The sequence below is a fragment of the Chloroherpetonaceae bacterium genome (assembly GCA_025056565.1).
Classification (GTDB): domain Bacteria; phylum Bacteroidota; class Chlorobiia; order Chlorobiales; family Thermochlorobacteraceae; genus Thermochlorobacter.
Map to the genome: position 1 here is coordinate 60846 of JANWWA010000010.1, position 24687 is coordinate 85532.

The 24687-nt window shown below is 50.5% G+C and carries 19 protein-coding genes; 10 read left to right on the forward strand and 9 right to left on the reverse strand.

All coding sequences use genetic code 11. The annotated features are described in order from the left end of the window. Positions 1-2: 2 nt before the first annotated feature. The 4 genes from NZM05_08820 to NZM05_08835 form a co-directional block, all read right to left on the reverse strand. Positions 3-1805: a FecR family protein gene (locus tag NZM05_08820; GenBank protein ID MCS7013712.1), complete on the reverse strand. Its 1803-nt coding sequence runs from the start codon at positions 1803-1805 to the stop codon at positions 3-5. Then, positions 1802-3889, reverse strand: a complete 2088-nt coding sequence (locus NZM05_08825; GenBank protein ID MCS7013713.1) for an ATP-binding protein — start codon at positions 3887-3889, stop codon at positions 1802-1804. The genes NZM05_08820 and NZM05_08825 overlap by 4 nt, the downstream gene beginning before the upstream one ends. Positions 3890-4083: 194 nt before the next feature. After that, the gene (locus NZM05_08830; protein ID MCS7013714.1) at positions 4084-5646 is read right to left on the reverse strand and encodes a DASS family sodium-coupled anion symporter; all 1563 of its coding nucleotides are present in this window, start codon (positions 5644-5646) and stop codon (positions 4084-4086) included. After that, entirely contained in the window at positions 5594-6463 is an 870-nt protein-coding gene (locus NZM05_08835; protein ID MCS7013715.1) for a tetratricopeptide repeat protein, read from the reverse strand. The genes NZM05_08830 and NZM05_08835 overlap by 53 nt, the downstream gene beginning before the upstream one ends. A 451-nt stretch (positions 6464-6914) precedes the next feature. On the opposite strand from NZM05_08835, the gene NZM05_08840 reads away from it, so the two are divergent. From NZM05_08840 to NZM05_08855, 4 genes are all read left to right on the forward strand, one after another. Further along, on the forward strand, positions 6915-9368 hold the full coding sequence (locus NZM05_08840; protein MCS7013716.1) for an alpha-amylase family glycosyl hydrolase: 2454 nt from the start codon (positions 6915-6917) through the stop codon (positions 9366-9368). 53 nt (positions 9369-9421) lie between these two features. Beyond that, the gene (gene cmk / locus NZM05_08845; GenBank protein MCS7013717.1) at positions 9422-10111 is read left to right on the forward strand and encodes a (d)CMP kinase; all 690 of its coding nucleotides are present in this window, start codon (positions 9422-9424) and stop codon (positions 10109-10111) included. 87 nt (positions 10112-10198) lie between these two features. Beyond that, on the forward strand, positions 10199-11830 hold the full coding sequence (locus NZM05_08850) for a hypothetical protein (protein ID MCS7013718.1): 1632 nt from the start codon (positions 10199-10201) through the stop codon (positions 11828-11830). Positions 11831-11852: 22 nt separating this feature from the next. Continuing rightward, positions 11853-12848, forward strand: a complete 996-nt coding sequence (locus NZM05_08855; protein ID MCS7013719.1) for a pyridoxal-phosphate dependent enzyme — start codon at positions 11853-11855, stop codon at positions 12846-12848. Here NZM05_08855 and NZM05_08860 read toward each other — a convergent pair. Genes NZM05_08860 through NZM05_08870 form a run of 3 tightly spaced genes read right to left on the reverse strand, consistent with a single transcriptional unit; the run spans position 12812 to position 15522 of the window. Then, a complete protein-coding gene (locus NZM05_08860; protein ID MCS7013720.1) occupies positions 12812-13459 on the reverse strand; it encodes a hypothetical protein in 648 nt (215 codons plus the stop codon). The genes NZM05_08855 and NZM05_08860 overlap by 37 nt on opposite strands. Further along, positions 13422-14909, reverse strand: a complete 1488-nt coding sequence (locus NZM05_08865) for an FAD-binding oxidoreductase (protein MCS7013721.1) — start codon at positions 14907-14909, stop codon at positions 13422-13424. Before NZM05_08865 ends, NZM05_08860 begins: the two co-directional genes overlap by 38 nt. Positions 14910-14913: 4 nt before the next feature. Beyond that, entirely contained in the window at positions 14914-15522 is a 609-nt protein-coding gene (locus NZM05_08870; GenBank protein ID MCS7013722.1) for a VOC family protein, read from the reverse strand. Between the two features lie 184 nt (positions 15523-15706). Here NZM05_08870 and queF point away from each other — a divergent pair, with 184 nt between their 5' ends. Next, entirely contained in the window at positions 15707-16105 is a 399-nt protein-coding gene (gene queF / locus NZM05_08875; GenBank protein ID MCS7013723.1) for a preQ(1) synthase, read from the forward strand. 91 nt (positions 16106-16196) lie between these two features. On the opposite strand, the gene NZM05_08880 is transcribed toward queF, so the two are convergent. Beyond that, positions 16197-17033: a phenylalanine 4-monooxygenase gene (locus NZM05_08880; GenBank protein ID MCS7013724.1), complete on the reverse strand. Its 837-nt coding sequence runs from the start codon at positions 17031-17033 to the stop codon at positions 16197-16199. Between the two features lie 685 nt (positions 17034-17718). Here NZM05_08880 and NZM05_08885 point away from each other — a divergent pair. The 5 genes from NZM05_08885 to NZM05_08905 all read left to right on the forward strand — a co-directional run bounded on the left by NZM05_08885 (position 17719) and on the right by NZM05_08905 (position 22915). Then, a complete protein-coding gene (locus NZM05_08885) occupies positions 17719-18066 on the forward strand; it encodes a DUF4212 domain-containing protein (GenBank protein MCS7013725.1) in 348 nt (115 codons plus the stop codon). Beyond that, a complete protein-coding gene (locus NZM05_08890) occupies positions 18063-20285 on the forward strand; it encodes a cation acetate symporter (protein MCS7013726.1) in 2223 nt (740 codons plus the stop codon). Before NZM05_08885 ends, NZM05_08890 begins: the two co-directional genes overlap by 4 nt. A 112-nt stretch (positions 20286-20397) precedes the next feature. Beyond that, a complete protein-coding gene (locus NZM05_08895) occupies positions 20398-21876 on the forward strand; it encodes a hypothetical protein (protein MCS7013727.1) in 1479 nt (492 codons plus the stop codon). A 95-nt stretch (positions 21877-21971) separates the two neighbouring features. After that, positions 21972-22415, forward strand: coding sequence for a hypothetical protein (locus tag NZM05_08900; GenBank protein ID MCS7013728.1), 444 nt, complete (start codon positions 21972-21974; stop codon positions 22413-22415). Positions 22416-22492: 77 nt separating this feature from the next. Beyond that, complete coding sequence (locus tag NZM05_08905; GenBank protein ID MCS7013729.1) at positions 22493-22915, forward strand: hypothetical protein; 423 nt, start codon at positions 22493-22495, stop codon at positions 22913-22915. Here NZM05_08905 and NZM05_08910 read toward each other — a convergent pair. Then, a complete protein-coding gene (locus NZM05_08910) occupies positions 22884-24671 on the reverse strand; it encodes an Ig-like domain-containing protein (GenBank protein MCS7013730.1) in 1788 nt (595 codons plus the stop codon). The two genes, NZM05_08905 and NZM05_08910, sit on opposite strands and share 32 nt — an antisense overlap. Positions 24672-24687: the final 16 nt, after the last annotated feature.

Genomic DNA, 24687 nt, shown 5'->3' on the forward strand with positions numbered 1-24687 from the left:
ACTCATTTGACGAAGTAAGTTCGAATGATGATGGGTTCTTTGGAGTCAGGTGATTCAAATGACACAGTTAGGGTTTGGTTTGGAGTAGGCTCAACTGAAATAGCCCAATTGCCTTTTGAGTCGGCGATGGCTGAGTAGATTTTCCCGCTGTGCGTAAGATGCAGCGTTAAGTTTGGATAAGCCAAGCCACGCACCTGAATCGGCAAGCCTTTGGAGAGCAAAGTGTCAGTATTCACGATGCACGACCACGAAAGTTCTCGCAGCTGTTCTATGCGAATTCGCTTTATTCTGAGAACGAGATTGCGGCGATTTTGTGCAGCATCGAGCGCAGAAAGTTGCACTAATTTTTCAGCCAGAGTGTCTAACTGAACTGTGAATTCAAATGTGCCGTTCGGCATCGTGGTGAGCAGTTCGCCATCTTTGAGTAGTGTACTATTCGGTTCGGTTTCACCGCGAAGTGTGAGGCGATTGAGCGTTGTGTAGCGCAGCAATGTATCACCCAGTTGAGTCGGAAAATCCTGAACGAAGAGGAAAGGAGGCTCGGTATCAGGGCTGCGCAAAATGCGGTAAGTGGGACTATCAGCGCCGCGCAAGCCCAGTCGGTCAATTGCTTGAAGGCGCACAAAGTGCGTCTCGTGGGGCAAGTTTTTGAGCTGAAGCGACAGCGCAGTTGTGAAATAGGCCTTCACATGTCGGCTAAAATCGCTCTCGGGACTCACCTCAATGTGATACTTTGCGGCGCTTGGCACGGGATTCCATTGAAGCGTAAGTTCATTACGAAAAATGACAGTGTCTAGGCCATTCCATCTTAGACGTGGCGCAGGCAGAAGTTCCACAGGGGGAAGTGGCTCTTTGCCTTGAAGCACCACAGTGCCTTGATTTTTTTGGAGTGTAACGAGCATCTTGCCGGCCTGCACTTGCATAGTGCCATCGTAGTTTGCAATGCGTGCGATGCGTACAATGCGTGCATCACTGACGCTAGCCCAAAATTTGCCTGAATTGACAATCGCTTCGGAGCTGCCTGCATTGAGCTTGAACATGCCTGCTTCTTGGGCTTGCGCCGAAAGCTGAGAAAGCAAAGTGCCTTTAACCAGCACCACATCTGCGCGCAGCGTTTTGTCTAATCGGTCAATGCGAGCAGTGCGCACAATTGCAGTGGTGTTTTCACTCACGAAAAGGGTGCTGCCATCAACAAAGGCAAGCAAGGCAGAGCTTTGTGCAGCAGTGCGAATGCCATCAGATTCAGCCAAAAGATCGCCTTCCGAAGCTGGTTGCCACACTCCCAGCAAGCCTTTGCGCTTGTCTACGGTGCCCGCTTTCTTTTTAAGTTTGGCTTCAATCGCTTCGGTGCGGCGCGCTTCCACCGTTGAAGAAAGCTCTGGCAAGAGCGAAAGGAATTTCTCCCCTGCAGAGAGAGCTGGTTCAAGCTTGCCATCAGAGACAGCTTTGTCGTGTGCCTGAAGCGCTGCGCTTGCCGCAGAGAACTCCGCTTCTGCTAAAACGGGTGCGCCGCGCTTGATAAGTTGGCTGAGCGTTTGGCGTTCCAGATTCACTTTTCGGCGTAGCTCTGCAAAGGGCTTGAGCGCTTTCTGTGCAGAGGCAGGAAGGCGAAATTCATTGCGAATCAAGTATCGCTCCGATAACCCTACGACCAGTGGCCACGCTGCAGAATCTCCAGCCACCTTTTGCGAGACTTGCATAAGGTCACTGGCTTTGAAGACAAAGCCACTCTCGCGTGGTTGGGCACCTAGCCATACCGCAAGAAACACAAATGCAAGGGTGCTACAAAGATGCCGTAACATCATTTGTGCTCTGCAGCAAATTCAATAGGTTCAGCGGCTTTAGTGGCTTCGACGGGCAAGGTGATGGTAAAGCGAGAACCGATTTGTGCGTTTGACTCCAGCGAAATTGTGCCGCCGTGTCGTGAGACAATTTCTTTCACATATGCTAAACCCAACCCTGTTCCAATTTCCTTTAGGTGCTTGTCGCTCTGCACGCGATAAAATTTTGTGAAAAGCTTGGCTTGCGCTTCAGGTGGAATGCCGTAGCCGTAGTCAGTAATAGAGAAAACAACGCTCTTTGGTGTAGCACGCAGTTCAAGTTCAATTGTGCGGTTTGGGTCGCCGTATTTAATGGCGTTGGTCATCAGGTTCTGAATCGCTTCAGCAATCAGCTCTTCAGATGCGTAGATAGTGGGAATATCGTCATCGCACTTGAAGGCAAATGAAACTGATTTCTCTTCTGCCTGCGGACGCAAAAGGTCAATAAGCATTCGCACAATATCGGGTAAATAGACAGGCACGCGCACGATTTTTTGTCGCCCTGACTCCAAGCGCATCACATCAAGAAAGCGATTGACCAGCTTTAGGAGCTTGTGGCCGCTTTGATGAATCAGCGTGATAAATTGCTGCTTAGACTGCTCATCAAACCCTGAAGGTTGCATTAGAAGGTCGGAAAAGCCAATCACGCTATTGAGAGGTGAGCGTAGCTCGTGCACCACGATGTTGAGTGTTTCTTCTTTGATTTTTTCCAGCTCGCGCTCTTGAGTGAGGTCGTGCAAGATAATAAATGAGCCTAACAAGATTTTTTCCTGCGAGTAGAGTGCAACCGCTTGCGCGCGATAGACTTCGGTTGTCTCGCCTAAAGTGATGCTTATCTCGCGTTGGTCTCGCACAGCTTCAAAGTGAGCGGCGTGCTCGGTCTGCGTGCCATGTTTGACCACCGTGATAGCAGAGTGCTCAAAGAATGCGGTGCGTGTGGGTGGCTCTTGAAATCCTAAGCGCTGGCAAAGCTCAGCAAACCGTGCATTTTGAAACGTAAAGCGGTCGTCGCTGCCTGCAATGCCAATCAAGTCTTCGCTGTAGGTCATTAGCAGCTTGGTTTTCCACTCTTCGAGAATAATCTTCTCGACGTTCATTTTTTGGTATCGGTCGAGCGTTTTGCGCATTGCCTCAATCGTTTGCGAGAGTGTGTGTAGCTCGGGCAGCGCAAACAGTTCAATCTTATGAGAGAAATCCAGTGCCTGCATAGGTCTGACGGCTTCCACAAGCTGCTGAACAGGCTTTGTAACTTGTGCAGAGGCGAGCCAACCTGCAATAAACATCACAGCGCAGACCACTGCAACAAAGACCAGTGAAAACCACATTAGCTGCGCAGCTGGCGCTAGCACAACTGCCTCTGGAAGAACGACCGCAAAGTAAAGGGGCACAGTTTTAAACGGTGCAACGGCAATCAGATAGGGCTTGCCTTGAATGCGCAAGGTGCGAGATTCTGCAACCAGTGCAGGGCGCAAGTCAGCAACAGAGGGAAAATCTGCTGTGCTGGCTAACTGCATCAGCACATCTGCTTTGCTTAGAAAGAGGGCATACTTTGCTTCTTCGCTGAGCGGAAGCGAGAGCAAGGTGCGTACGAGATTGGTGGCATCGAAGTATGCCGTAAGCAAGTATGGCTTTTGTGCCAGCGTGGCTTGCTTCTGGAGGGCGAGCACAAAGCGAACTGAATCGACACGGTGAAAAGCCACTAAAATTGAAGCATCGGACTTTGAGGGTTGCCAGTCTGTTTGAGCAATCACATAGTTCTCTTTTGCGTAGGCACTGCTGTGTGCATCTAACTCATCGCCTGTCTCAAGCGAACGCACAAGGACGCGAATAAGCTCGCTGTGAGTGCCAATCTGGTCTTTAAGCGCCAGTTCGAACTGCTGCGGACGCGATTCAAAGAGAAAGACAAGATACTGCGTAGTGCGCAGCCATTCAGAGAGGTCTCTATCGGCGGCTTCAATTGCAAATCGCTGCGCCTCGCTGATGATGCTGGTGCGCTCACTTAGCAATGCGCGATGATACTGCGGCAGCACAAACGCATACACAAAAACCAGCGATGCAAACAGGAGCAAAGAAGAAACAGCAAAAACGCGAGCACGCAACGAAAGGCGAGAGAAGAGCGATAAACTTCCTAAAGCCACCACCGTTCGACCGTTAGCTGTTTAATTTCGCCGCACAAATTAAGCAGATTAAGCAGTCCTTACAAAATAAGCAACTGACTGCTACCCTGCGCCGCCGAGAGGGTAGGCAAGCGATTTTAACGGTATCATTTTCCGCGTGACCAGTCGGGCAGCGTGCCCAGTGAAATGTCGAAGACAGAAGGGGCTAAAAGAAACACCAGAGCAACGATGATAAGCGTGAAAAGCATATTGAGCCAAAAGCCAGCTTTGGCCATCTCTGGTGCGCTAATAAGCCCACTGGCATACACGATAGCATTTGGCGGCGTGCCTACAGGAAGCATAAAGGCACAGCTCACACCGAAGGTTACGGGAAGCAAAAGTAGATACGGGTTTTCTCCCATTGCAGTGGCAACAGGCGCAACAATTGGCAGCATAGTTGCTGCAAGTGCCGTGTTGCCAATTAGCTCAGTGGCAAAAATAGCAGCCAGCGCAACCAGCAGAACGACGACCAGAATCGGTGCAGTGCTTAGACCAGCAAGCGACTCACTGGCAGCTTTAGCTAAACCTGATTTCTGGATGGCTTGCGCAAGGCTGATGCCACCACCAAAGAGCAAAAGCGTGTCAAACGGCAATTTTTGTGCCTGCCGAAGGCTCATAACAAATTCCCCTTGCTTGAAGTCTACAGGCACAAGAAACAGTAGCAGCGCACCGAGCATAGCAATGCCCGCATCAGAGAGATTGAGTTTTGGGAATGCAGCAGACACAAGTGGCTCAAATATCCAGAGTAGCGCCGTGATGCCAAAAATGATGGCGACTCGCTTCTCGCCCTCTGTCATTTTGCCGAGTGCCCTTAGCTGTGATGCTATAAGATGCTGACTGGTGCGCAGGGGTTCTTTGGGTAGCCTGAAAATGAATTTTGTCATCAGAAGCCATGAAAGTGGGAGTGAAATGAAGACAAGAGGGATGCCAACTAATGCCCACTGCGCAAAGCTGACCTTGACGCCGTAGGTTTCGTTCATATAGCCAGCAAAGTATGCGTTAGGCGGCGTGCCAACCAGTGTGCCCATTCCACCAATGCTGGACGAGTAAGCAATGCCCAACATCATGGCTGTAGCGAAGTTTGTTCGTGTGGATTTGCTGTCTTCCTCGCTAAGCACAAGGTCGACAACTGATTGACCAATCGGCAGCATCATCAAGGTGGTTGCAGAGTTACTAACCCACATTGAAATCAGAGCCGTAACCAGCATAAAGCCGCCGACGATTGTGATAGGCTCAGGTGGAATTTTGGAGAGAATCCAGAGCGCAATACGTCGGTGCAAGCCTCGTTCTTCAATAGCTAACGCAATGAAAAATCCGCCCATAAAGAGAAAGATGATGGGATTGGCATATGCTGCCATTGCATCTTTGGCACTGGCAATATCCAGCATCGGCAGCAGCACTGCAGGCAAAAGCGCCGTCGCAAAAATTGGGATGGCTTCGGTAATCCACCACATCGCCATAAGCAGCGTAAGAGCCGCTGTTTTCCACGCTGCGTCGCTCACTGTGGTAGGCTTTGGCAAAGAGAGCATCAGAACGAAGGTCGCAATGCCTAACAGTAAGCCAATGCGTTGCCGCAAACTGTATTGCACTAAGACTTCTTGCACGGTAAAAGTCAGGTTATGGCCCAGTTTCTTCTTGCAGCGATTCAAGTGCCATGCGCGCTGTCTCATTGCTGGGGTTGAGCGAGAGAGCTTTTTGATAATCGGCTTCGGCATCTTTGTAGCGCGCAAGAGCACGAAACGCTTCAGCACGCCGAACATATACTGCATCGTGCTCTCTGAGCAAAAGTGCGCGTGTGTAGTCCTCCACAGCAAGGTCAAAGCTCTCCAGTCTGAAATACACTTCTGCACGCAGGAAAATAGCCGCAAAATAATCGGGCTTTAAGCGGATGGCTTCGCTAAGGTCATGCAGCGCGCCAATAAGCCGCTGGTCAGCGACGAAAAACTGTGCCCACGCATAATACTCTTCGGCAGAGCTGGGCAACTTTGCGGGGGGAAGCGGTCGCCACACTTCGCCTGAGGGTTGAATTTGACGTGCATTTGGGCTAAGGTCAGGCACAGGAATACCTAGCGTTGCAGTGGTCATTTGCGGAGCTTGTGCCGCAGGATTGGGAGGGCTGTAGCCCGATGGCAACTGTGCATTGCGTGCCGCATAGATGGCTTCCTCACGAATACGATTGAGGTTTTCGGCTATCACTTGCTCTTTTGTGGGCAAAAGCGAAATAGGCACTTTGACCAGTTCCAAAATCCACCAGTCTTTCGGAGGCGGATAAAAAGGCTTGACTTTTTTAAGCAAAGGCATCTCGCTCTGAATCACCGAGGGAGAAAGGCGTTTGGGTTTAAGCCATTCACTCTCCAGCGGCTCGGTTTGAAGCAAAATGCGCTTTGGCTCTTCAGGCTTAGGCGGTCGCACTTGCGCCCAAACGCTGGAGACGTGGCAAGCTGCAATGAGCAGACCGGTAATGGTCGCTACTACACTGACTCTCATCGGCGCAATCTCGTCTGGTTTGAGTGCCTTTCACAAATTACAATTCTTCTGCAACTACGCAACGCATGGTCGCTATGCACCTGTGTAATCACAAGAGGGCAGAGACTTTACTTCATCATTTGAGTGGCGAGCGCAAAGATGCCTTGTTGCAGCAAGGTTGAAATTGTGCTTATCTTGTACAAGACGCTTGATGGTCTGAACCACGATGCATGTGGCTAAAGCGCTTGGCTATTGTTGAAGCAATAGAATCCCATGACCGAACAAAAATGCCTCTCGTGACCGGTGCGAGCAAATTATCCCTAACGCGATCGCAGTGGCATAGCGTTGAAATGGATAACATATTTCTCCATGAAATGAAAAGCACTAAGGATTGCCTTGTTACTTTGCTCCGGCTGAGTGAACTGGTAACGCTGTGCATGGCATATCCAACGCTTCAAGCTGTGTGTGGAAGATGCAGTATCGTTTTGCGCTGCTGTTAGCAGCTATTTTCTCCTTTTCGTGTGCGCCGCCTCCACAAACGCCATACCTGCGCGACCTCCTGCCTGAGCTGCAGCTCATTGCAGGCAGAACTGATTCTGTGCTCATAAGTGACCTGTTCTATGCAGAGCGCTACGATGCGGAGTTTGAACCACACCCTCACATTCAGATTGCTTACGACACGGCTTCGCGCTGGCTGGTGCTTACGCCACAGATGGATTTTGAAGGCTACACGCTCCTTGCGTTTCGACTCGGCGCAGCGATGTATCGCTTTCCTGTCAAAGTCAAGCGACTGGTTGAACATACTTTCCGCTATGTGCCAAAGGGTGTGGCAAAGCAAGTCTCTGTGATGGGCAGTTTCAACGACTGGAATCGCACTTCATTGCCCATGCAGAAAACGCCTGATGGCAGCTTTGTGCTCACCTGCCGTTTCGATGAAGGGCAGTATCAATACAAGTTCGTGGTAGATGGTGAGGAAATAATTGATGAACAGAATCCGCAAAAAGTGCCGAATGGCTTTGGCGGCTACAACTCAGTGCTTAGCATTCCGCCACGTCGCACGGAAAAAGCCTATCTCCACATTGCTTCAATGAAGCGTAAAGGTGATGAGACCGAGCTGGCATTTGTCTTCGAGCGCGACAGTGCCTCAGGCAAATTGCTCTCGCAACACATCATCGCTTTGATAGATAATCAACTGCTGGGAGCGCGTCAGCTAACAATTGTGGAGAATCGCATTGTGGTGCGGCTCAGGGGAAGCGACTTAGTGGGCGAAAAAGTGTTGCGCCTGGCTGTCTCGCAAGACGGAGTTTCAACACCAATGCAAACCGTGTTTCTGCTTGACGGTCTGCCAAAGGGCGCGCCTGAATCCCGTCGCCCCAGAACGGCAAATCTGGCGCGCGAAAACACCGCCAAACCCTTTAACTGGCACGATGCGATTATCTACTCCATCATCATTGACCGCTTTGCAAACGGTGATTCGTCCAACGACCGGCCACTTGTGCATGACAGCCTTTTTGCGCCAGCAAATTACTTTGGCGGCGATTTTCGGGGCATCATTCAAAAAATTGATGAAGGCTACTTTGATTCACTGGGCGTCAATGTACTCTGGCTTTCACCTGTCAATAAACACCCCGACCGTGTGCACCGTGAATACCCGCCGCCGCATCGATACTACACAGGCTATCATGGCTACTGGCCAGTGAGTGCCACAGAAGTCGAGCCACGATTCGGTGATATGGAATTGCTCCGACGCCTCGTTGCCAAAGCGCATCGGCGTGGAATGAAAGTCATTCTGGATTTTATTGCGCATCACACGCACATTGACCACCCCTTCTATCAAGCTCACCCTGAGTGGTTTGGCACGCTGGACTTACCAGACGGCAGGAAAAACTTGCGGCTTTGGGACGAACATCGCTTGACGACTTGGTTTGAACCGTATTTGCCATCGTTTAACTACGCCTCAAAGCCAGCACTGGACACAATGTCTAGCAACGCCGTTTGGTGGCTCAAGCAAACCGATGCCGATGGCTTTCGACACGATGCGGTTAAACACGTGCCAAATGACTTTTGGCGCATTGCGACAAGAAAAATCAAACAAGCGATTCAAATCCCAGAAAAGCGGCGTATTTATCAAATCGGTGAAACCTTTGGCAGGTACGAGCTTGTAAAGTCCTACGTCAATAACGGACAGCTTGATGCGCAGTTTAACTTCAACTTGTTTTACACAGCACGGCGCGTCTTTCTTTCACCAAGTGAATCGTTTGCCTCACTGGAAGCAGAACTGCGCCGAACCTTTGAAGTCTATGGCACGCAAAACTTAATGGGCAATTTGATGGATAGCCACGACCAAGTGCGCTACATTGCGCTGGCGGACGGGGACCTTGACCTGAATGAGCGCACCCCGACAGGACTATCGGCACAAGACGCTGCATGGCTCTCGCCGCCAAAAGTGGATTCGCCGATAAGCTATGAGAAAACAAAACTCTACCTTGCTTACCTGCTGACTATTCCGGGCATTCCAACAATCTACTACGGCGATGAAATCGGGCTAACTGGTGCAGCCGACCCTGACAATCGTCGCCCAATGCGTTTTGGCAATCAACTCAGTGAGCTGGAGCAAAGTATGCTTGCCAGCGTAAGACAGCTCATTAAGCTGCGTGCAGCGCATTCGGCCCTGCGATACGGCGATTTTCAAACGCTGCTGGCAAACGAGTCGTGCTTTGCGTATCTGCGCTCTGATTTCAATGAACGGGTGCTTGTGGTGCTAAATAAGTCTAGTGTATCGCAACCTCTAACAATCCACTTGCCACGTCTCTACAAGGCGACAAAAGCCGTAAATTTGCTAAGTGGTAGCGAGCTGGAGGTAGCCGACAGCAAACTGTCGCTTGCGTTACCAGCGTTTGGCTACGCCGTGCTATCAATTGAGTAAGAGCGGCAAAAATGCCGTGAGCAATTCTCTAAGCAAAACGGTTCGTCCAAGCCTTGAAGAAAATCATCATTGCCATAGATGGGCCGGCTGCATCGGGCAAGAGTACGACCGCCAAAGCACTCGCAAAGCGATTAGGCTACACCTACATTGACACAGGCGCAATGTATCGCGCCATCACACTCAAGTTCTTGCGCTCACCTTTTCTCGACGAACTTTTTTCAAATGAAGCGCGTCTGAGGGAACTTCTGGACAACACCAATGTGCACTTGGAGGGAGAAAAAGTGTTTCTGGACAACGAAAATGTCTCTGACTTGATTCGAAGCAATGAAGTGTCGCGGCTGGTCAGCAAGGTGAGCTCACTCAAGCTGGTGCGCGACAAGCTCACCGAGTATCAACGCAGAATTGGAGCAGCGCGAGGGGTTGTGATGGACGGGCGCGACATTGGCACGGTGATTTTCCCCGATGCAGAGCTTAAAATTTTTATGACAGCGAGTGTCAAAGAACGTGCAAGGCGCCGCTACGAAGAACTCTTGGAAAAAAGTCCAACGGGCAGCTTGAACATCTCTATTGCTGAGCTTGAAGAAGAAATTGCGCAGCGTGATAAAGCCGATGCAGAACGCCCGATTTCTCCAATGCGCCAAGCCCCCGATGCAATTGCACTGGATACCTCCGACCTTTCGATTGACGAGCAAGTAGATTTCATCTATCGCCACGCTATGCGCCTCATTGGTGAGCACAGCTAATCTGAAAGCAGCAGTTTGCAAAAGCACCAGAATCTTGTAAGTTGCTAAGACTTTAACCACACTGTAACGACCAAAGGAGGCAAGGCAATGTTGTGGCAAGCGATTCCAATGATGATGGCACTGGTGCTCTGCACATTTTTCCCGTCACTGGAGGCAAGGGATATTCGCGTCTCAAATGTCAGGCTGCTGGTGCAGTCGCCCGCATCGGAAAGCCCCTACACGGTGGTAATGTTTGACCTGTCGTGGAAAAACTCGTGGCGTGACGAGATTAACTGGGATGCAGCATGGGTATTCGTCAAGTATCAAACCAATGATGGTATTTGGAAACACGCAACGCTATCGGTGCATCCAGAGCATCACTTTGTGCCCGATGCATTTGAGCTATCCACCGTGCCCGATGCAAAAGGCGTCTTCATCTACCGCAGAGCAGAAGGACAAGGCGATGTGGTAATTCCAGACGTGCAGTTACGGTGGTTAAATCGTGAAGACCGAGTGACGGTTCGACCGAACTCTGCAGTGAGAGTGTTTGCGCTGGAAATGGTGTATGTGCCTGAAGGACCATTTCAGATTGGCGATGGCTCGCTGTTTAATGTGGCAGGAAATTTTACCGACCCATTTCAGACGGTCTCTCGCCCGAAGCCCGAGCGCAAGGTAATGACATTTCGAGGACTAAGTCCTGCGCCCACGCGTCCAGAAATGCGAGAGTCGCTGGTGATGACCGCCTCAGGCATTCAAGATGCCTCACGCGTGGAGATGCGTGAAATTAGCCGTCCTGCCCGCATTGAAAGCGAGCGCGAGCTGCTATTCGGTAATTCTACGGCTGATAACTTTGGAAACAGCGATGGGAAAGGAATGCTCATTAGCGACGATGTACCACGCACTTATCCCAGCGTCGCTATCCCTGAGCATTTTCCGAAAGGCTTTGCCGCATTCTACTGCATGAAGTATGAAATTAGTCAGGGCGAGTATGCGGCGTTTCTCAATACGCTCACCGATATTCAAGCTGCTAACCTCGCTCCAGAGGGCAGCGAAGAATATCGCTACACGATTTATGCCGAAAACTTCAGCTTCAAGGCGAAGCGACCAGAACGCGCATGCAATTACTTAGAATGGAAACATGGCACAGCGTTTCTGGATTGGGCAGCCCTGCGTCCTATGACGGAATTGGAATACGAAAAGGCGGCACGTGGCACACGCACCGCAGTCGCCAACGAGTATGCGTGGGGGCGGGATAACCCTGTTGCAGTCGAGAAAATCATTGGCGAAGAAGACGGAACGGAAAAGTTCTATCCAGAAAACGCAAACTGCAATTTTGGAATGCGCTTCTTCGAGGGAGGCGATGGCGGGCGTGGTGCCTTGCGATGTGGATTTTGCGAGAAAGGAAATCTGGGACGCAAAGAACCCGGTGCAAGCTACTACGGCATTGCAGAACTTTCTGGTAACCTGTGGGAGCAATGCATCACAGTCGGCGACCCGCAAGGACGGCGCTTTACAGGCTTGCACGGTGATGGTGAGTTAGATTACGCCGGCAATGCCAACGTAGAGCGGTGGGCCTCGGGCGTGAATGGAATGGGCTATCGCGGCGGTAGCTGGAGCAATCAATCGTTTCGGTTGCGCATCTCAGACCGACAAGTCGCAGTAGGCGGCGCCGTTGCAAACACAACCGTTACCGCCGCAGCACTGGGTTTTCGGGGGGTGCGCACAGCGCCACCTCGCTAAAAGACAACGAACCGCACCACCGATGAGCTTGACACTTGCACATATCCAAGAAGCGGCACAGCGCATTGCACGATATGTGCATCGCACGCCTGTGCTGACCAGCCAAAGCCTGAATGCAATAGTGGGCGCACAAATCTTCTTCAAGTGTGAAAATTTTCAGAAAGTCGGTGCCTTCAAGTTTCGTGGTGCATGCAATGCTGTGTTTTCACTGTCGCCCGACGAAGTTCAGCGCGGTGTAGCCACACACTCCTCAGGCAATCATGCAGCAGCACTGGCACTGGCAGCTAAACTGCGTGGCACAGTCGCAACAATCGTGATGCCCAAAACGGCACCTGCTATCAAAAAGGCTGCAGTAGCAAGCTATGGTGGACGGATTATCTTCTGCGAGCCAACACTTGCCGCACGCGAAAGCACACTTGCCGCAGAAGTAGCGCAGAGCGGTGCAACAGTGATTCACCCCTACAACGATGAGCGCGTGATAGCTGGGCAAGGTACTGCAGCTTTAGAACTGCTGGAAGAGGTGCCTAACCTTGATGCCGTGCTGACGCCAGTAGGAGGCGGCGGTTTACTCTCTGGCACGGCCATCGCCGTTACGGCACGCTCACCTAAGACAAAAGTCTTTGGCGTTGAACCTGAAGGTGCAGACGATGCATATCGCTCGTTCAAAACGGGGTATATTCAACCATCGCTGCAGCCAAAAACTATTGCAGATGGCTTGCTCACTTCATTAGGCGATAAGACTTTCCCTATCATTCAAGAAAAAGTAAGCGACATTGTAACGGTCAGCGAAGAAGGCATTGTGTCGGCAATGCGGCTCATTTGGGAGCGAATGAAGATTATCGTAGAGCCGTCGTGTGCCGTGCCATTTGCAGCGCTGCTGGAAAGACGCCTTGACCTTCCAGGCAAGCGCGTGGGAATTATTCTCAGCGGTGGCAATGTGGATTTGGACAAGCTGCCTTGGCAACATAGCGAGCCTGCAACCTACGGCTTTGCCGTAAGCAGTGTGGTTAATCGATAGAAAGACCTTGCGCCGCTAAGCACAGCGCTTTCGTCTGAGAGAATGCTCGGTGCAAGCAGTTTGGCAAGTTTCAGGAAAGGCAGGGTGCGAAGTTGCATAAGTATCTCAGACTTGCGCGCGCTATCTAGTCGCTCAAACGCATCTGGACGCCAATCCCAGAGGTCAGCTTTCGCAGCAAAGAAACCTGCTGTGGAGAAAGTATCGAAGTGCTTATCTAAGCGCTCAAGGTAGGTGGATAAATGCGTTCCAGCTAAAAGAAGTGAAAAAATGAAGTAGTGCCCATACCAGAACATGGTGCGATAAGTAAAGATGTCGGTTTTACCGAAATGCTTGGGAAAGTCGAGCATCACATATGGGTAGCCTTCATAGTTTTCACCTTTGGCAATTTGCCCACGCACAAAGTCCGTTTGTTCAGGGCAAAGAATGTGCTCAGGTTCAAGTTCAGCCAAGAGCGCATGGCGCACGCGCTGCATTAGGTCTTTGAGTTTTTCAGTTGCTTGGTGTTTCAGCTCAAATGGAGTGCGGCTGGAAACCAGTGCCAGTTCCTCAGGCGTGAGCATATCGTTCAAAAGTTCAGTCCAGTAGGTATGCTTCAGGAATGAGGTTGCCAATGTTGAGAATAAGACGCTCATCAAAGACTTTCTTAATGCGCACCATTTCCTTGATGCCCTCTTCGCCAAACATCATGACCAGATACTCTGCTTTGATTTTGCCGATGCCATGTTCAGCTGAAATCGTGCCGCCAAGTTCAAGTGTCTTTTGAATGAAATGGCGGTAAAGAGTGTAGGCACGTGCAGCTTCCTCTGCATTCTTAGGCAAGATATTGAGGTGCAAGTGCGAGTCGCCAATGTGACCGAAAAGAATGTAGTCCAAGTTGTGCCTGTGGCAGCCTTGACGGTATGCACTGAGCAGTTCAGGGAATCGGGCGTGTGGCACAGCCATATCGGTCGAGATTTTTCGCTGCCTAAAGCGGGCATACCATTCATTGACAAGCACCGGCAAAGCATGTCGGAAGGCGCGGAGTTGCTGCTGTTCGTTAGGCGTGAGTGCAATCCAGCTTTGCTCTAAGAGCGCGGAGTGAGTCTCGAGCAGATGATACCATTCAGCAAGGAGGTGGTCTTCAGTCTCTGCAGTCGTTTCTTGCTCAAAGAAGATGGCGCCAGTTGCATGGGGTGGAATGTTTGGATACTTTTGGCGAAGGAAACGAAGTGAGTGCGCGTCAAAAAACTCAATTGCTCGAGCTGAAATACCTGCTTGCGCTTGTGAGCGCGTGCGAGCCGCCTCGACAAAGCGCAAGAGATGGTCGTCATTGTCAAAATAAACCAGTGCGCTGAAAATTTTTTCGGGCTTTGGAATCAGGCGAAGGTCAGCTTCCAAAATCACAGCCAGCGTGCCCTCTGAGCCGATAAAAAGGTCAATGAGGTCCATCTCTGGTTTGCTGTAGTAGCCTGCTACGTGCTTTGAAGTGTGGGGCATGGTGTAGGCTGGAATCTGAAATCGGTAATGCCGACCGCGCGGCGTCTGAAAGTCTATCCAGCCCGATGCATCGGCGAAAATCTCGCCCCGTCGCACCTCGCAAATTTCTCCGTCCGCAAAAGCCAGTTTCAGACGTTGCACATACGGACGAGTTGGACCGTATTTGAATGTACGCGCACCTGAGGAGTTGTTTGCGATGGTTGCACCGATAAAACAATATCGCTCAGTAGGGTCAGGTGTGTAGAGTAAGCCAAGTTCATCGGCAGCTTGCTGGACATCGTAAAGAAGCGCACCAGCTTGCACCGTAGCCAGTCCAGAGCCATCAGGAAATTTTTGGATATTAAGGATTTTGTTTAACCGATGAAAGGCAAGCGTGTAACCACCAAATGGAATCCGACCGCCTGTTGTGCCAGTGCCGTTGCCTGAAAGTGTGAGGCGAATGCGCTTCTGCCAGCATTCGCTGAGCAGCTCAGCGACCTCGTTATAGGTTTCGGGCAAATACACTGCTTCGGTATGACCGCCTTGCAAGACACTGGTGTCTTCCAAGAATGATTGAATCTCAGCTGGGTCTGTTTTGACGACCATTATTCTAAATGCGAGTTGACTCCATCAAAGTATTAGCTTGCACAGAACGAAACCCTGTGTAGCCCCAGTGCCGTTCCGCAAGTTCCAGCACGGTAAAAGCCATACCGTGCCTTATCTCTGGCTTGGTGAAGATTTGACGCAATGCTGTGCCGCGCTCGCCTGTTATCTCACCAGCAAACTCAATGCCATGCCGTTCCAGCGCAGCAATGGCTTTCTCAATGTCGGCAACATTAACCGCAATGTGATGCAAAATCTGGTCGCCAAAGGTCTCGACCCACTTGGGAATGACGCAGCCTTTGCCGCGCTCGCCGTCGTAGGCTTGGTCAATGAAGACGGCAGGCAAGCCCGGACGACGATAAACCTTTGCCCACCATGTGTCATACTCGACAATACCTAAGTTAATATCTTCCAGAAAGCCAGCTGATAAGAATTCTTCTGCACGGCGCTCCACATCTGTGGTGCGAATAGTAATGTGGTCGATGAGCGGTCGCAAGCCAATGCCAATATCTTCCAGAAGTTGATTGAGCGTGCGAGCTGCGGCGTTATTGTCCAGATACTCTGCAACGTAGCGCTCTACCAGCGCCTCAGCAGTGCGAAAGGCGTCGTGCGGCATTGTGTTGAGCGGGTTTAGTTGAACAAACTGCTTAAGAGACAAACCAGCGTAAGATACGGACAAAGTATGAGAAAAGAGCGATAGGCCCAAAGTGAATCAATCACTTTGGGTCTGGAGAATGAATGCGCACAAATGTTACATCGTAGCACGTATTTTTACACTTGAACACTAAACACAGACGACAATGAAGCCTGAACTGCTGGAAACTTTCGAGAACAAATTTCCTGACCGTGATTACACGATTGAAATTGTCAATCCTGAGTTTACATCGGTCTGTCCGAGAACTGGCTTACCAGACTTCGGCACGGTTACAATTCGCTATGTGCCCGACAAACTCTGCGTAGAGCTAAAGTCGCTCAAATACTACTTTCTCGAGTATCGGAACGCAGGCATTTTTTACGAGAACGTAACAAACACAATTCTCGATCACCTGCAAGAAGTCTTAAAGCCACGCGAGATTACCGTCATTACAGAGTGGCGAGCGCGTGGTGGAATTACAGAGAAAGTAACAGCTGAATACAAGGGCAAGTCCAGTCGTCATCGTCCGGCAGGATTTGTAGTCGAGTCGCGCTCACAAGCGTAGGAGAGTGAGGCGCATATTCTGCAGTGTTACGGGCGGATTACATCGGCATAGAGGTGAGCAGGGCTACCCACCTCTACGCATGTGGGCAGGCTCAGAGCAAGCCACGCTCGTGTGTCCAGCGAACAAATTCTGTTTTAAGCTGCTCAAAGGAATCCAGCACGAAGAGCACATCTTGCAGGTGCCAAACATCATAGTCTTGATGAATCACCCGTGCGACCTCAAAGGGGTAGATAGTTACTTTGCCAGACAGAGCGTGCTCGACTTCTTCGCTGGATGAGAGTGCGCCCGAGCCAAAAATTCTGACCTGACCGTCCTCATAGATGAGGCCAAACTCAACTGTGAACCAATGCAGGCGTTCAAGATAGATGCGGTCTTGTCCTTCTGCACGCAGAGCCGCTTTGCCAAAGAGCTGGTAGAAGTCGGCAAAGTCGGGGTGTGTGAGCATGGGTAGGTGCCCGAAGACATCGTGGAAGAGGTCAGGGGCAGGGGTATAGTTAAGTTCATGTCGTCCACGAATGTAGTCGGTAGAGGGAAAGATGCGCTCGGCTAAAAGGTTAAAGAAATCACGCTCATGCAAAAGTCCCGGAATGCGAGCAACTCGCCACCCTGTTGCTTTCTGCAACTGGCGGCTGAGATTAGCCAGCGCAGGAATCCTCTCCTCACTTAAACCCAGCAGGGAAATGCCTGTTAAAAAGTCACGGCAAGCGCGCCCCGGCAACAGTGCACACTGACGAGTGTAGAGGAATCGCCAAATGTCGTGTTCCTCGTCGGTGTAGGCAGGGTATGCGATTTCATCGCCAATAGGCGGTGGGCCGTCCAAATGCTGGGGAATACAGCGTGGGTCAAGTGCACCGTCCTTAGTAGCTTTCTCATATGCGGAAAGTGGCGCGTCGTTGGTAAAGGCAGGTTCGCTCAGTGAAGCCGTCATACTGAAATCCCCCAAAGAGTTTTTGTGCGCAAGATTAAGACTTGCGCAAAAGCAAAATTATAGGTTTTGAAAATGAAATGAAAAGCACCGTGTGAAAAGAAAAGTGAAATCCAATCCCCCATAGAGACTGCCGCATAGTTGTATCCCTGATGCTTAGACGTAGCGGCAGCGATAAGTGGACAAACCTGACTACACTATTAGCTCATGGCAGTGGCTGAAAACTAACAACTAACAGAGGCACTGCTTGGGACTTCAAACGCTGCCTACATTACCTTTTAGTTACGCACTTGACAAAAAGAAAAAAAAACTTATTTTATGCAGGCAAGCAACAAAACAACAAAGTCGAGTCCAATTAGCTGAGAACAGTGGGAAGGTAGCTACGATGTTTTTACCCTTCCGCTTTTCCTACCCAGTTCAATGACAGTGCTAAGAGCACGCTGCAGGAAAATTCTTTTTTGGCAGTAGGATAAGACTGCAAGCGTCTGCATACTAGCGGCAGGCTTGAAGTGTCGCATTGCCTGCGTAGACCTATGCAGGTGAAAGATCTACATTGCCACCTGCAGAGGACACCAAGGGCAAGGCTTTTGCACGAGGACGCGATTCCTTGTCTCGTGTCAGGATGTATTCTTCAAGCAATTAAGTGAGGTGAAGTTGCTTTTTTTAACCAAACAATGGAGGAGAAGATATGCCAAATCCAACCAGTCAATCTCAGCAAGAAACCATCGACATGTCAGCAGAGCTCGAGGAGTTTGAGCGCTCGGGTCAGCTTTCGCAAGAACAGCTTCAAAGCTATTGGCGGGAGAACCGCAACCTTGTGCTCACGCTCCTTGCAATATGGGCAACCGTCACTTTCCTTGTGCAAGCAATCGGTTCAGTCCTCAACAATGTGGTGATTCTGGGCTTTCCACTGGCTTACTATATGGGCGGGCAAGGGGCACTCATCATTTTTATCGTGCTCATTTACATCTACGCCAAGAAAATGAATGAATTAGATGCAAAGTATAACCTGCAAGAAGAGGAGGACGAGAAATGAAGCTCAGAAATATCTTCACGCTCTACACCGCAGGCTTCGCTGCTCTAGTCATCATCGTGGGCTTGCTGGAAGCAGCAGGCGTGTTGCAGCTGCAGGGTATTAGCTGGATTTTTATGGGCTTTTCCGTGCTGGTCTATGCGATGATTGGTTTTATTACGCGCACCAGCGACCCATCGGAATACTATGTGGCAGGACGGGGCGTCAATAGCATATACAACGGTATGGCAACAGGCTCCGACTGGATGAGTGCTGCATCGTTCATTTCAATGGCAGGGTTGCTCTTCGCACTGGGGCACGCTGGACTAGCCTACATTATGGGCTGGACAGGCGGCTATGTGCTCTTGGCACTTTTGCTTGCGCCTTACCTGCGCAAGTTTGGGCAATACACCATTCCTGACTTCTTAGGCGCGCGCTACGAGGGTAATCTGGCGCGCACAATAGGCATCATCTGTGCAATTGTAGTCTCTTTCACCTATCTCACGGCGCAGCTTACCGGAGTCGGACTGATTGTCAGCCGTTTCATTGGGTTGCCACAGGATGTCGGCATCTATGTAGGGCTAGCGGGCGTTTTGGTCTGCTCTTTTCTTGGTGGAATGAGAGCCGTAACATGGACGCAAGTTGCGCAGTATATCGTGCTCATTATTGCCTACCTCATCCCAGTAATTGTGCTCTCGACAGTCATCTTCAAAGTACCGCTGCCACAGCTCACTTACGGACAGGTGCTGCAGAGCATTACGGTGATGGAGAACCAGATTGCAGGTCGAGAGAATCCAAATTTGGCAAGCATTCCAGAAGAGCGACTAAATAAGCGCATTGACCCAGAGAAGGAAAAAGAGACACGGGCACTTTGGGCAAATGATGTCAAGGTGCTGACAGCACGGCTTTCTAATCCTGATTCGGCACTGCAAGCAATGCGTGCCGAAATTGACGCTCGCCTTGCAGCACTAGCACCCGAAGCAATCGCAGCAAAGAAATCTGCTCTCGAGAAGGAAAAAGCTGACCTAAGTGCACTGTTAGCTGCCGCAGCTCAGCCAATCGATGAAGCAAAGCGCGCAGAACTCACTACGCGCCTTGCTGCAATTGATAAAGAGTTAGCCGCACTGACACCCGAAGCAGTAGCAAAAGCCAAAGAGAAGGCAGAAAAAGACAAGGCAGCATTGCCGAAAGATGTTGAAGATGCCAAGACCAAGTGGAACGCTGCGCTCACGACGGCGAAAGCACAAGCCACACCACCAAAGCCGTATCTGGCAATTCCTGAGGGTATTGGTATGGTAAATTTCTTAGGTCTGATTTTCTGCTTGATGTTAGGCACCGCAGGGTTGCCACACATTCTAACGCGCTACTACACCACGCCGAGCGTCAAGCAAGCGCGCTCCTCCGTAGCATGGTCACTTTTTTTCATCTTCCTGCTTTACTTCACTGCGCCAGCATATGCTGCGTTTGCGAAGTATGAGGTTTTCATAAACCTTGTTGGCACACCAATTGCAGAACTCCCCAGCTGGATTGCGCGCTGGAAAATTGTCGGTCTGTTCGATGTGGTCGATAAAAATGGCGACGGCATCGTGCAGTTTGCCGATTTTGTGGTAAAGTCGACAGACTTTGTAGTGCTGGCTACTCCTGAAATTGCAGGGCTGCCGGGCACTATCACAGGTCTTGTCATGGCAGGTGGCTTGGCAGCCGCGCTCTCTACGGCTGACGGTCTCTTGCTCACTATTTCTAATGCGATTTCGCACGACCTCTACTACAAGATTATCAACCCACAAGCCTCTGTAAGTGCCCGCGTTTGGATTTCAAAAATTCTGTTAGTGCTAATTGCCTTAGGTGCAGCGACATTTGCGGCGTTTGTGAAACTACCTGTGATTGCAAACACAGTTGCATGGGCATTCAGCTATGCAGCCTCGTCAATCTTCCCAGCACTGGTGCTGGGTATCTGGTGGCGACGCACCACTGCAGCAGGTGCTATTGCAGGAATGATTGTGGGTCTGGTAATTTCCATCTACTACTCCTTTGCCCACTTCAATGGAGCAGCCAACTGGTTCGGTATTGACAACCGAAGTGCAGGGCTATTTGGCGTGCCCGCTGCATTCTTGGTAATGATTGTCGTCTCACTCCTAACCCCAGAGCCAAATAAGAAACTGCAGGAGTTTGTCTACAGCGTCCGCTTCCCCAAAGGTGCAATGAAAGGCAAAGAAGTCGAAGCCATCGGCGCAAAGGCTTAATGAACGTTTCGGTGCAAGGCGTGCTTTGCGGGCACGCCCTGCACTACTTGTTCACTTAGAGAGCCTGTTCATTCCAACTTAACTATGAAACTATAGGGAAAGGAGAATAAGTATGAATCGACTGGGTCGCAGCGTACTAGCGCTAATCTGTATTAGCCTTGTCTCTACTCGAGCCTTCTCGCAAGGCTCAGAAACATATGGCGCTGGTGCACGCTTCAACCTTGATTCGCTGGGCACCAAGTATATCCGCTTGATTACATGGGTGCAGATTTGGACACGCTATCAAGAGCAAAACCCCGGCACAATTATCAATGGCGTACCCTTTGACTATTTCTTCGACATTACCATTCGACGTGCGCGTTTTCTTGCATATGGTTCTTTTGGCAATGGAAGTCTCTTTATGTTTCATGTAGGTATCAACAACCAAACCTTTATCAATGCACAAACAGCTGGCAATGATCCCACAGGTCCAGCTAAGCGACCACAGATTTACATTCACGACATCTGGTATGAACAGCGCATCATTCCTGAGCTATACATCGGATTTGGCTTAAACTACTGGAAAGGGCTTTCACGAATGACCAATGCCAGCACACTGAACTTTATGGGCATTGATTCACCCATTTTTTCTTGGCCTACTATTGATGCCAGCGACCAATTTGTGCGGATGCCTGCGATTTACATTAAGGGTCAGCTCTTTGAAAAGCGCTTGGACTATCGCTTTGCGTTAAATCAACCGTTTAAGCCTGGGCCGGGACTAGCGCCTGAAACCAGTACGATTACCGCCGATGGCAGAACAACTGCTGGGCAGCTGACAAATGTTGCAAACTATAACCCCTTCTTTATGCAAAAGTCCCTTGAAGGGTATGTGTTCTGGCAGTTCTTTGATATTGAATCGCAAATTTTACCCTTTATGGTCGGCTCATATTTGGGCACAAAGAGGGTCTTCAACATTGGCGCAGGCTTTTACTATCACGGTGATGGAATGTCGACGCGCAAACCACCTCTGTCTCGCACGGCTGGTGTGCAAGCGCTCACAGCCGACTCGCTTAACACACACCCAATTGCGCTCTTCGGCATTGATGCGTTCTTGGAGCTGCCTTTTGGCGAAGGCGCAGGACGCAGTTCGCTGACTGCCTACGCACTCTTTGCGCGCTACGACTTTGGCCCGAACAATGTTCGCTATGTTGGCATTATGAATATGGGGTCTGGGTTTAGCCCACAAACTTCAACACCTGAACAGCGCATTCCGGGACTGGTTGGCAACGCTTATCCGATGATTGGCACAGGCAATCACCTCTTTGTGCAAGCTGGCTACACCTTCCCAAAGACCCCTATCGGCAAGTTTATGCCCTACTTTATGTTTACCTACTCGCAGTTTGACCGTCTCAAGGACCCGATGATTTTGCCTGAGTTGGGTCTAAACTATTTTGTAGATGGACACCACGCCAAGTTTACGCTGCACTACCGACTGCGACCAACCTACCGCCAAGAGGTCAATCCACCTTTTACAGGACCAGACGGCCTGCCTGCAATTACACGTGACGGCAGTAAGAACGAACTCATTTTGCAATCAATGGTGTATTTCTAACCTATTTCGTCAGAGAGAAACCAAAAAACGCAGAGGGAAGTGCAGCATGCTGTGCTTCCCTCTGTTTCATACAACCATAGAAGGGAGGAAGCATAATGGGAAAGATTTTTTTTCTGCTGCTTGTAAGCTGGGCTGCATTTGGCTGCGCAACTACGCGTATTGCACCGCCACGCCCTATCAAAATCGCTTGCACCAATCTGTCCAAGTCCGAGTTAGTAAAGTTAGTTGTGGCAGAATTGCGAAAAGATAACTTCGTAGTTGAAACAGCCGATGAAGAAAAAGGTCTGGTAGAAGCAGAGCGGCAAGTTGCCTTCATCGGTATCGGGGAAAACACACTTGTGCTCGGACCATATGCAATGAATATTGCCTACCAAAATGATACAGTAGTGGTTAATTTCGAGACGGTGCGTGTAGGACCTGATGGAAAAGTTGTTTCAATTGAGGCTTGGGACGAGCGCAATGCCAGTAGCTATGACCTAAAGCACTTGAAGCCTGTGCTAACCGCAATTCGGAACGCTTGTCAATCAAGGAATCAATAAGACGGCTCGCGGAGATATGCCTAACCTAAGGGCAGGAGGTAGGTGTGGCAGAGACCGTCTTTGCATCATGTAAGAAAATGACGAAAGTTGGGTTAGTGATTGCTGTAGCGCTCTTAGGCGCCTGTGCCTCTGCGTCGCTACCTAAGCCAATCAAGTACTGGTGCGCACAGTCTGCACCAACTTTTGTATCCAGCGCAGTTAAAGCCTTTGAAGCTAATGGCTATCAGGTGCGCTCAACTGATATTGCGCGTGGCGAAGTGACGGGCTTTAAGCCAGAGAAAATTTTTATGATTGGCGACTCGCCAGTCAGGGCAGGACCATATCTGGTGACGGCGCGACTACACCGTGACACAATGACCGTGCTGGTCTTCACGGTCAAGGAAGACGGTGTAACACCAGAACGGAGCTGGGATGAGACGGCAACAGACGAGTTTGAAAAAAGCCAGTACATGCCGCTGCTGAGCGACCTTAGGGCACTCTGCCGACCACCGGCGCCATAGTCGGAAAGCGAAGACGTGCACCAGTGGTAGTCCAGCGCTTGCGCACGCGCACGCTGTCGAAGCCCAATGCAAAGCGGTCGGCATATCGGAACGGATAGGGAGCACCACCATTCCACTTGTCGTAAGGTGAAGCATGAGGTTGCCTGAGGTAAAACGCACTGAGGAAGTAGCGACCTTCAGGTAACTCGCTGAGCGTGAAAGGCACGACGGCAACGCCCGTTGCATCAGGCTGCACCCGAAGCAAAGTCGGATAAAAACGGTTCTCACCTAAAAGCTCCGCTTGCAAGAGTACAGTGCCAGCGCTGTCGCAAATCAAGTTGCCTTCTAGTGTGCCAAACTGCTCTTCTGAGGCAATTTGAAATCGCCTGGAGATGACGGTATCTTTTGTGGGTAAGTTGCGAGCGCTGAACAGGCGGGAGTGGTCAATCGTAAGCCGATACCATGCGCCAAGAGCAAAACCGACCTCTGGTTGCAGCTCAGCACGCTTTGCATCAACGAAAAAGAGGCGATAAGGTACAGGTTGAAATACGCCTGCTATTTGCTGCTCAAGTGTCAAAGCTGCCTGAAGTGAAGCACGGTTAATCGGGGCACTGAACTGCAGCAACAGGGTGCGTCCGCGTGCCGATGGTGTAAATTTTTCCAGCACATTTTGCGTGCTATCGGCAAACGGCGGTTGCCAGAGCGCAATGGTGGTATCAGGTTTTTCACTACCGTTACATGCTGCCAGAAGTGAATCGCCCGAGATGCCAAATTGATCTTTAACGCCCACCGCTCGAATGCCATAGAGATGGCGCTCACGGAGCGAGTCCGTAACCAGCATAAGGTGTTCTCGACCGCCTTCCACCAGAGCATAGAAATCATAGACCGTTATGAGCGACTTTGCAGTAGAATCAAACACAATAAACTGCGTCGGCAGGAGGCTATCTAATGCCAGATTGCGGTTGAAGCGCAAAGCAAGGGTGGTAACACTGCGCGCTTCGGCAACTTGTAACTCCAGTTTTGCCGTATCTGGCTCTGAGGTCATTCGCATCAGCACATTTTGCATGCCTGTGCGAACAGGGTGAAAAGGCACAGCAAAAGGCTCTTCGGCAAAGTCGTATCGGCGGTTTGGGACCTTATCTTCAATCGCAATGAGGCGGTAACGACCTTCAGCAAGATAGTTAAGCTGAAAGTTTCCTGCTGAGTCGGTTTGTGCAAGGTAATCGGGCTTTTGTGTGGCAGGGTTCAGTGTGTCAGCATAAAGGGAGTCGTGTTCAGGTAAGAAATAGGCCAGAACCAACGCACCCTTCAGCGGACGATTATTTTGCCCGAACACTCTCCCTGCAATCGTGCCCGAGTCAATACGGTCTCCAGTTGAGAAGGCGAAGGTATAAGATTTTTCAAGCGCATTGCCACGCGTGTCTCTAAGGTCGCTGGTGAGCGTATAGGTGTAGGTGCGGTTCGGTTTGAGTGTGTCGTAGATGAGAATTTCAGCTTCTAGACCACTGCCACGGATTTCAATATCTTCCAGCGCAGGTGAAAAAAAGACAGCGGCACGAAGCGACTGCATATTGACAAACTTATTGAACTCAATCACGATACGGTTGCCAGAGAAGCGCGTGGTGCCAGAGTCAGGGTAGATTTTCACAATCTTGGGCGGCGTACGGTCTTCAGGGCCACCTTGAGGGGCAACTTCGGTGGCACAGGAGGCGAAAAGAAGAACAATTGGCCAGAAAGTATGGTAAGAAATGCACTTAAGGCAAATGTGTAACTTCACAGAAGCGTTGCGACTA

Coding starts and splice junctions, on each gene's coding strand:
- NZM05_08895 (MCS7013727.1), top strand. CDS start 20,398: ATGAATCGACTGGGTCGCAGCGTACTAGCGCTAATCTGTATTAGCCTT.
- NZM05_08905 (MCS7013729.1), top strand. CDS start 22,493: ATGACGAAAGTTGGGTTAGTGATTGCTGTAGCGCTCTTAGGCGCCTGT.
- NZM05_08850 (MCS7013718.1), top strand. CDS start 10,199: ATGTTGTGGCAAGCGATTCCAATGATGATGGCACTGGTGCTCTGCACA.
- NZM05_08890 (MCS7013726.1), top strand. CDS start 18,063: ATGAAGCTCAGAAATATCTTCACGCTCTACACCGCAGGCTTCGCTGCT.
- NZM05_08885 (MCS7013725.1), top strand. CDS start 17,719: ATGCCAAATCCAACCAGTCAATCTCAGCAAGAAACCATCGACATGTCA.
- NZM05_08840 (MCS7013716.1), top strand. CDS start 6,915: ATGCAGTATCGTTTTGCGCTGCTGTTAGCAGCTATTTTCTCCTTTTCG.
- queF (MCS7013723.1), top strand. CDS start 15,707: ATGAAGCCTGAACTGCTGGAAACTTTCGAGAACAAATTTCCTGACCGT.
- NZM05_08870 (MCS7013722.1), bottom strand. CDS start 15,522: ATGCCGCACGACGCCTTTCGCACTGCTGAGGCGCTGGTAGAGCGCTAC.
- NZM05_08830 (MCS7013714.1), bottom strand. CDS start 5,646: ATGAGACAGCGCGCATGGCACTTGAATCGCTGCAAGAAGAAACTGGGC.
- NZM05_08865 (MCS7013721.1), bottom strand. CDS start 14,909: ATGGTCGTCAAAACAGACCCAGCTGAGATTCAATCATTCTTGGAAGAC.
- NZM05_08900 (MCS7013728.1), top strand. CDS start 21,972: ATGGGAAAGATTTTTTTTCTGCTGCTTGTAAGCTGGGCTGCATTTGGC.
- NZM05_08835 (MCS7013715.1), bottom strand. CDS start 6,463: ATGAGAGTCAGTGTAGTAGCGACCATTACCGGTCTGCTCATTGCAGCT.
- NZM05_08880 (MCS7013724.1), bottom strand. CDS start 17,033: ATGACGGCTTCACTGAGCGAACCTGCCTTTACCAACGACGCGCCACTT.
- NZM05_08855 (MCS7013719.1), top strand. CDS start 11,853: ATGAGCTTGACACTTGCACATATCCAAGAAGCGGCACAGCGCATTGCA.
- NZM05_08820 (MCS7013712.1), bottom strand. CDS start 1,805: ATGATGTTACGGCATCTTTGTAGCACCCTTGCATTTGTGTTTCTTGCG.